Origin of the sequence: Mammaliicoccus stepanovicii, from assembly GCF_002902525.1 — a bacterium.
GTDB classification, from domain to species: domain Bacteria; phylum Bacillota; class Bacilli; order Staphylococcales; family Staphylococcaceae; genus Mammaliicoccus; species Mammaliicoccus stepanovicii.
Genome location: NZ_PPQZ01000103.1, coordinates 1,720 through 9,404, shown reverse-complemented (window position 1 = coordinate 9,404; position 7,685 = coordinate 1,720). Strand labels below are relative to the sequence as shown.

Annotated in this window: 8 protein-coding genes and 1 pseudogene; 8 read left to right on the top strand and 1 reads right to left on the bottom strand. The window is 31.9% G+C overall.

Annotated elements, in window-relative coordinates:
* Window positions 1-286 precede the first annotated feature (286 nt).
* From CD111_RS10965 to CD111_RS10950, 4 genes are all read left to right on the top strand, one after another.
* Complete coding sequence (locus tag CD111_RS10965; RefSeq protein ID WP_095087360.1) at window positions 287-1,078, top strand: phosphotransferase family protein; 792 nt, start codon at window positions 287-289, stop codon at window positions 1,076-1,078.
* Window positions 1,079-1,091: 13 nt separating this feature from the next.
* Window positions 1,092-1,730 carry a tRNA (guanosine(46)-N7)-methyltransferase TrmB gene (gene trmB / locus CD111_RS10960; protein ID WP_095087361.1) on the top strand — a complete coding sequence of 213 codons (639 nt, stop codon included), beginning with the start codon at window positions 1,092-1,094 and terminating at the stop codon, window positions 1,728-1,730.
* 185 nt (window positions 1,731-1,915) lie between these two features.
* Complete coding sequence (locus CD111_RS10955; protein WP_420866067.1) at window positions 1,916-2,758, top strand: YtnP family quorum-quenching lactonase; 843 nt, start codon at window positions 1,916-1,918, stop codon at window positions 2,756-2,758.
* A complete protein-coding gene (locus CD111_RS10950; RefSeq protein ID WP_095087362.1) occupies window positions 2,748-3,947 on the top strand; it encodes a MalY/PatB family protein in 1,200 nt (399 codons plus the stop codon). Before CD111_RS10955 ends, CD111_RS10950 begins: the two co-directional genes overlap by 11 nt.
* 46 nt (window positions 3,948-3,993) lie before the next feature.
* Here the strand turns inward: CD111_RS10950 and CD111_RS10945 are convergent, their stop codons facing one another.
* On the bottom strand, window positions 3,994-4,308 hold the full coding sequence (locus CD111_RS10945; protein ID WP_095087363.1) for a hypothetical protein: 315 nt from the start codon (window positions 4,306-4,308) through the stop codon (window positions 3,994-3,996).
* Window positions 4,309-4,387: 79 nt separating this feature from the next.
* On the opposite strand from CD111_RS10945, the gene CD111_RS10940 reads away from it, so the two are divergent.
* From CD111_RS10940 to CD111_RS10925, 4 genes and pseudogenes are all read left to right on the top strand, one after another.
* Window positions 4,388-5,464, top strand: coding sequence for a M42 family metallopeptidase (locus tag CD111_RS10940; protein WP_095087364.1), 1,077 nt, complete (start codon window positions 4,388-4,390; stop codon window positions 5,462-5,464).
* A gap of 85 nt (window positions 5,465-5,549) precedes the next feature.
* The gene (locus CD111_RS10935) at window positions 5,550-6,329 is read left to right on the top strand and encodes an amino acid ABC transporter substrate-binding protein (RefSeq protein WP_095087365.1); all 780 of its coding nucleotides are present in this window, start codon (window positions 5,550-5,552) and stop codon (window positions 6,327-6,329) included.
* Complete coding sequence (locus tag CD111_RS10930; protein ID WP_095087366.1) at window positions 6,310-7,029, top strand: amino acid ABC transporter permease; 720 nt, start codon at window positions 6,310-6,312, stop codon at window positions 7,027-7,029. The genes CD111_RS10935 and CD111_RS10930 overlap by 20 nt, the downstream gene beginning before the upstream one ends.
* Window positions 7,026-7,685, top strand: a pseudogene (locus tag CD111_RS10925) (amino acid ABC transporter ATP-binding protein); the annotation flags it as partial. The gene CD111_RS10930 and the pseudogene CD111_RS10925, both read left to right, overlap by 4 nt.

The following is a 7,685-nucleotide window of genomic DNA, read 5'->3' as shown; positions in this document are numbered from 1 at the left end:
AATTATTTGATAAATCTATAGAGTCTAATATATAAAAAAATTAGTGTAAATTTAATATGCCTGTAAATGAGATGAATACAGTATAATTTAGACTTATTAGAAATTAATAGGCTCAAAATACTCCAAAGTTTTCATTTATGTGGTTGAAATCTTTACAAAAAGATAATAAAATTTATAACAAGTGCACTAAATCGACAAAATATAAAGGGATTATTAAGATTGAATAGGACTCTTGAAATTTGAAATTCTTGAGTCTTTTTCTTTTTCTGAAAGTGAGGTGGATAGGTTGGAACATTTTTATCAATTAGGATGGACGTTAGACTCAGCAGGTGGCGCGTCTGGTGAAGCATATATGGCAGAACAAGATGGTCGGAAACTTTTCTTAAAACGAAACTCGAGTCCTTTTTTAACAGCATTATCTGCTGAAGGTATCGTACCAAAACTTGTATGGACAAAGCGTATCGAAACAGGAGAAGTGGTTACTGCTCAACATTGGAAAAATGGTAGAGAGCTAGTCCAAGATGAAATGAATTCTAACCGAGTTGCCAAGCTTCTTAAAAAAATACATTCTTCAAAACAATTATTGAATATGTTAAAACGTATGGAAATGAAGCCAATGCATCCAGAACTACTTTTCAAAAAGATTAATAGTTCATTATCTAGACATGTTTTAGCCAATAGAACTGTAAGAAAATCATTAACTTATTTAGAAGACAATATGCCAACTTTAGATAGTAGGTTCTACACTGTTATTCACGGTGATGTAAACCATAATAATTGGTTACTATCAGATCAAGATGAATTATATCTTGTAGATTGGGAAGGTGCTATGATTGCAGACCCTGCAATTGATATAGGTATGATATTGTATACGTACGTTGATGAACAAAACTGGGCAGATTGGCTTAGTATGTATGGTATTAATGATACACATGATTTGAAGAAAAGAATGAAGTGGTACACGTTAATTCAAGCTATCGCTATGGTTGAATGGTATGAAGAAAAAAAACGCTACCAAGATATGAATGATTGGTTGCATTTCTTAAGTGAAGTTATGAATCGAAATGTATTTATATAAGGAGCTACTTTGAATGAGAATGAGAAATAAACCTTGGGCTGATGACTTTTTAAGTAGTCACCCAAATATAGTTGATGTAGATTTAAACCATCAGTATAAGATGGCGGAATGGTTTGATAAAGATCAACCGATACACATTGAAGTTGGGACAGGTATGGGACGCTTTATTACAGAAACTGCTAAAGCTAATCCAGAAATCAATTATGTTGCGATTGAAAAAGATAAAAATGTAATGGTAAGAGTTCTTGAAAAAGTGAAAGAATTAGAACTTGATAATATTAAGCTAATCAATCAAGATGCTAAATTACTTAAAGAGTATTTTGTAGAGAATGAAGTATCTAGAATCTATTTAAATTTTTCAGATCCGTGGCCAAAAACACGACATGCGAAAAGACGTTTAACATACTCAACTTTTTTAGATATTTATCAGCATATTTTAAAAGATAACGGACAAATTCATTTCAAGACAGATAATCAAAAGTTATTCGAATACAGTCTGGAAAGTATGTCTCAATTTGGAATGTCGTTTGACTACATTAATTTAAATTTACATGAAAATGAACCAGAAGATAATATACGTACTGAGTATGAAGATAAATTTTCTACTCGAGGATTTAGAATTTATCGTATGGAAGCTAGTTTTAAATCATAATCGTTAAAAAGAACCGAGCAACACAAAATCTTAATTTTGTGTTGCTCGGTTCTTTTTGTTTAGAAAATGTAAATATATTAATCGAAGTTGTTTAATCATATTGGACATATTGATCAGTAATCACGAGAGATGTCCATATATACAATTAATGATAAAATAATAATAATGAATGGGGGGGAATTGAATTGTTGAAAATCGGTGATTTTAAAATACATCCTTTACAAGGTGGTATTACTCAAATGGATGGGGGTGCAATGTTTGGAGTTGTTCCAAAACCATTGTGGTCCAAAAAGTATCCACTAAATGAAAAGAATCAAATTCCATTAGTGACACATCCAATTTTAATTACTACAAGAGATAATAATATATTAATTGATGCTGGTATTGGAAATGGTAAGTTAACAGATAAACAAAGACGTAATTTTGGTACTACTTATGAAAGTGATTTGGACAAGTCACTTAATCAATTTGATTTAACGGTAGATGATATTGATATAATTTTAATGTCTCATATGCATTTTGACCATGCATGTGGTTTAACTACATCCGATGGTCAATCTGTATTTAAAAATGCAACGATCTATACGTCACAAATTGAATGGAACGAATTAAGAGCACCTAATATTAGAAGTAAATCAACGTATTGGGAAGAAAACTATAAAAATATTGAACATCAAGTTGTTACTTTCGTCGACAAAATTGAAATCATTCCAGGCATTACGATGGAACATACGGGTGGGCATAGTGCTGGGCATTCAGTTATTGAAATAGAGAACGGCGCTGAAAAAGCAGTCCACATGGCTGACATACTACCTACATTTGCACATTTAAACCCTTTATGGGTGACGGCATATGATGATTATCCAATGGATTCAATTAATGCTAAAGAAAGGCTATTACAAAAGTATATAAAAAATAACTACTGGTTTATTTTTTATCATGATGTGAATTATTTTGCATTAAGAATGGATAATGTCACAAGGGAAGTTAAAGAAGAAATCAGAAGGGATGATTTAATTGAAGTATAATTTTGATGAGATTATTAACAGAAGAGGAACAGCAACAATAGCTTACGATGGACAAAGAAAAGTGTATGACTATGAAAATTTAGAACCGTTTTGGATTGCTGATATGGATATTAAAACTCCTGACTTTATTATTGATCATTTAAAAGGGAAATTAGATCAAGCTCATTTTGGGTATTTAGTTTGGAAGCAAGATGATTACTTAGATGCTATTAAACATTGGTACAAAACGAGATTTAAAGTAAATATTCAAAAGAATGATATTTATTACGTACCTAGTATATTATTTACAGTTACTGAAGTAATAAGAGAGTTTACGAAAGAAGGTGAAGGTGTCCTCATACATACACCTTCTTACAATGCATTTTTAACATTAATTGAAGGAAATAAGAGAACAGCTGTAGAGTCATCCTTAATTCCAACTGATGATGGTTACAAGCTAGATGTCGAGCAATTTGAATCTATGGCATCGAGAGAAGATGTTAAAGTACTTGTTCTATGTAATCCTCATAATCCGACCGGTAAAGTTTGGACTAAAGAAGAACTGATACAAATTAAAGAGATTTGTGATAAATATGACGTATTCATCGTATCTGATGAGATTCATATGGATTTTGTTAGATCTGAAGAAGGTTTTTATTCTATGACTAACTTAATGCAGTTAGATTCGTCTTTAGTCGTTGTGACTGGTTTAGGTAAGACATTTAATTTAGCAAGTTTAGCAAGTAGTTATATGATAACGAAACATAGATATTTTACATTACAATTCAACAGAAAGTTAGCAACATATTACGGGTTAAGTGCTGCAAACACTCTTGCTGTTGAAGCCGTAAAAGTAGCGTATAGAAACGGTGCTGACTGGGTTGACCAGTTAAATAATCATATAGAAAGAAATATGTTAATTCTTAAAGAGTTTATTGATCAGAATATGAGTGATGAACTTACATTTATTAAGCCAGAATCAACATACTTAGCTTGGGTAGACTTTTCTAAAAGTGGATACAATGAGGCTCAAGTTCAAGAAGCGTTACAATCTGTAGGTAAGATCGCAACAGGAATCGGACACTCATTTGAATTGTCAGAAAGTCATCATTTTCGTATGAATATTGCTTGTAGCGAAGAGAAGCTCATCGGTGGGTTAGACGCAATTAAACAATCGTTTAATGCCTTGAAAAATGGAGAAATTAAATAAAAAAACATAACGTACAGTTTTCTGTACGTTATGTTTTAATAAATGATTATACTTCGTATATATCAATGACTTGGCCATTAAAGGCATCTGCAATAAATTCATAATGAATTGGTTTGTTATTTTTTGTTACGGATATGCCTCCATGGACGACCTTAGTTTCAATACCAAACTTTTGGTAGGTCTTTGGGATATGTAAGATATAAGAAGTTTCTACATTATTAAACTGACTCTTTACTTGTTGGAGGATATCTTCACAATTGTAATATTTAAATTGTTTGAAGTATATATATGTGCCGATAGCACCTAAGCCGGTAATTAAAGAAATGATTGTAATGATTAAACGTAACTTATTATTCTGCATGACCATGCCTCCTTTATCTTAAAACTAGTGTAACACAAAGCGTGATTGATATATAAATATTTAATTAAGGAGATTCATAATGACACAAATTAGACAAGAAACCATTACAAAAATGAAAGAATTAACGGAATTACATGCAGTACCAGGATTTGAAGGTGAAGTTAGAGATTACTTGAAAGAAAAAATGACACCCTTTGTTGATGAAATCATCGGAGATAATATGGGAAGTATTTATGGCGTCAAAAAATCTAAAAAGAAAAATGCTCCAAAAGTGCTGATTGCAGCACATATGGACGAAATTGGATTTATGGTAACTGAAATGACAAATGAAGGTATGTTGAAATTCACACCTCTTGGAGGCGTATCTTCTGATGTATGGTTATCACAAACATTACAATTAAAAACAAAGAAAAATGACTATTACAATGGTGTAGTTGGTAGTATTCCGAAACATTTTAGAACAGGGAATGAAAGTGGTGTCTCTATAGACGATATGTTGTTGGATGTAGGCGCAGAAAATAAAAAACAACTTCAAGATATGGGAATAAATATTGGAGATACAATTGTACCGCGAACTGACTTTGAGCAATTAACTGAAAATAGAATCTTAGCTAAAGCATGGGATAATCGATATGGTTGTTTAGTAGGTATTGAACTACTTGAATCGCTTAAAAATAAAGAGTTAGATGTAGATTTATATGTAGGTGCAAATGTCCAAGAAGAAGTTGGCCTTAGAGGAGCGTCAGCAAGTGTGAATTTAATTAAACCAGATATTGCATTAGTAGTAGATTGTTCACCAGCTAATGATATGAAAGGACACGTTGGATTATCTGGCGCATTAGGTGAAGGTGTATTAGTTAGAATATTGGATCGTACGATGATTTTATCAGAACGAATGAAAGAATATTTGTTAAATACGATAGAAGAAAATGAAATTCAATATCAGTACTTTCAATCACCGGGTGGAACAGATGGTGGAGAAATCCATAAAGCATTAACGGGTATACCTACTGCTGTAATAGGAGTTTGTGCAAGATATATTCATACGAGCAAGGCAGTTTATGATATTAGAGATTATTTAAATGCCAAATCATTGTTAGAGCATCTCGTTCTAGACATCGATTTCGAAAAGATTGAATATTTGAAATACAAATAAACCGAATCAAGTAATTGACACATTTTGTATTTCAGTCTAAAATATGTTTATTCCGATTAGGATACTAAGAATAGTGGGGTGCAAAATGAAAAAGGCAATATTTTTAATTATGACGGTTATGGTAATACTAGCAGCATGTGGGAGTGGTAAAGATACAAAGGAAACAAGTAATAAAGATGACAAAAAACTTGTCGTAGGTACAGAAGGTACTTATTCACCATTTAGTTTTCATGATAAAAATGACAAATTAACTGGATATGATATTGATGTTACTAAAGCAGTAGCAAAAGAAATTGGTTATAAAGTTGAATTTAAAGAAACCCAATGGGATTCAATGTTTGCTGGACTAGATTCAGGCAGATTTGATATGATTGCAAATCAAGTCGGTATTAATGATGAAAGAAAAGCAAAATATAAATTTTCAGATCCATACACTTACTCAAAAGGTGTACTTGTTGTGAATGAAAATAATAAAGATATAAAATCATTTGATGATGTAAAAGGTAAAAAACTAGCACAAACATTAACTTCTAATTATGGACAGTTAGCTAAATCAAAAGGTGCAGACATTACGAAAGTAGATGGATTTAATCAAGCTATGGACTTGTTACAATCTAAACGAGTTGAAGGTACTTTTAATGACAATGTATCTTACTTAGATTACAAAAAACAAAAACCAAATGCTAAGATTAAAGCAATTGAAGGTAATGCAGAGCAAAGTAAATCTGCCTTTACATTCAACAAAAAACAAGACGATAAAGTGATTAAAGACTTTAATAAAGGATTAAAAACACTAAAAGATAATGGTGAGCTAGAAAAAATAAGTAAAAAATGGTTTGGCGCAAATGTTTCAGAACCTAAATGATGAGCAACTACATGCCTTAAATGCTGCGAAACAAGCATTTATACCAATGTTAGATGGCTTAATTAAATTCTCAATACCAATTACGTTAGTTACATTTATTATTGGTTTGATATTAGCCTTACTAACTGCTTTGATGCGCATATCTAGCAGCAAAGTTTTAAAAGGAATAGCACGGTTTTATGTATCAATCATTCGTGGTACACCTATGATTGTTCAATTATTCATTATCTTTTACGGTATTCCTGAAATAGGTAGATTGGCAACTGGAAATGCAGAGAATCAGCTCACCCTAGCGCCTGTAGTGGCTGCCATTATAGGTCTTTCTCTTAATGTTGGTGCATATGCATCTGAAATTTTAAGAGGTGGTATTCAATCAATACCTGATGGTCAAACTGAAGCAGCCTATTCAATTGGCATGAATTATAAGCAGACCATTCAGCGAATTGTACTACCACAAGCTATTCGTGTATCCATTCCAGCATTAGGAAATACATTTTTAAGTTTAATTAAAGATACTTCGCTATTAGGATTTATACTTGTAGCTGAAATGTTTAGAAAAGCTCAAGAAGTCGCATCTACGACATATGAATTCTTAACGATTTACTTATTAGTTGCTGTACTTTATTGGATTGTATGTTTTATTATTTCAGTTATTCAATCATTCTATGAATCTTATATTGAAAGAGGGTATCGCTCATGATAGAACTTCAAAATTTAAAAAAATCTTTTAAAGGTAAAGAAGTTATTAAAGGCATAAATCTTTCAATAGATAAAGGTGAGGTTGTAACATTAATAGGTAGATCTGGATCTGGTAAAACAACATTACTGAGAATGATTAATGCACTAGAAATTCCGACTGAAGGATTTGTAAGTGTAAATGGTGAAACATATACTGCTGATAATAAAAAGTCACAGATTAAAGTTAGAAAACAATCTGGAATGGTATTTCAAAGTTATAATTTGTTTCCACATAAGACAGCAATCGAAAATGTAATGGAAGGCTTAATTACAGTCAAAAAACTTAGCAAGCAAAAAGCATATGAAGATGCACTTCAGTTATTAAATAAAGTTGGGTTAGAAAGCGTGAAAGATCAAAGACCACATGCCTTATCAGGAGGGCAACAACAACGTGTTGCCATTGCTCGAGCATTAGCTATGAATCCAAAAGTTATGTTGTTTGATGAACCTACATCTGCGTTAGATCCCGAACTTGTAAATGATGTATTGCAAGTTATTAAAGAACTTGCAAATGAAGGGATGACAATGGTTATCGTTACACATGAAATGAGATTCGCTCAAGAGGTTTCTGATCGCATGATTTTCATAAATGACGGATTAATAGGTGAAGAAGGCACG

Excerpts from the sequence above, each read along its gene's own strand:
- CD111_RS10945 (WP_095087363.1), bottom strand. The coding sequence starts at position 4,308 with ATGCAGAATAATAAGTTACGTTTAATCATTACAATCATTTCTTTAATT.
- CD111_RS10940 (WP_095087364.1), top strand. The coding sequence starts at position 4,388 with ATGACACAAATTAGACAAGAAACCATTACAAAAATGAAAGAATTAACG.
- trmB (WP_095087361.1), top strand. The coding sequence starts at position 1,092 with ATGAGAATGAGAAATAAACCTTGGGCTGATGACTTTTTAAGTAGTCAC.
- CD111_RS10935 (WP_095087365.1), top strand. The coding sequence starts at position 5,550 with ATGAAAAAGGCAATATTTTTAATTATGACGGTTATGGTAATACTAGCA.
- CD111_RS10930 (WP_095087366.1), top strand. The coding sequence starts at position 6,310 with ATGTTTCAGAACCTAAATGATGAGCAACTACATGCCTTAAATGCTGCG.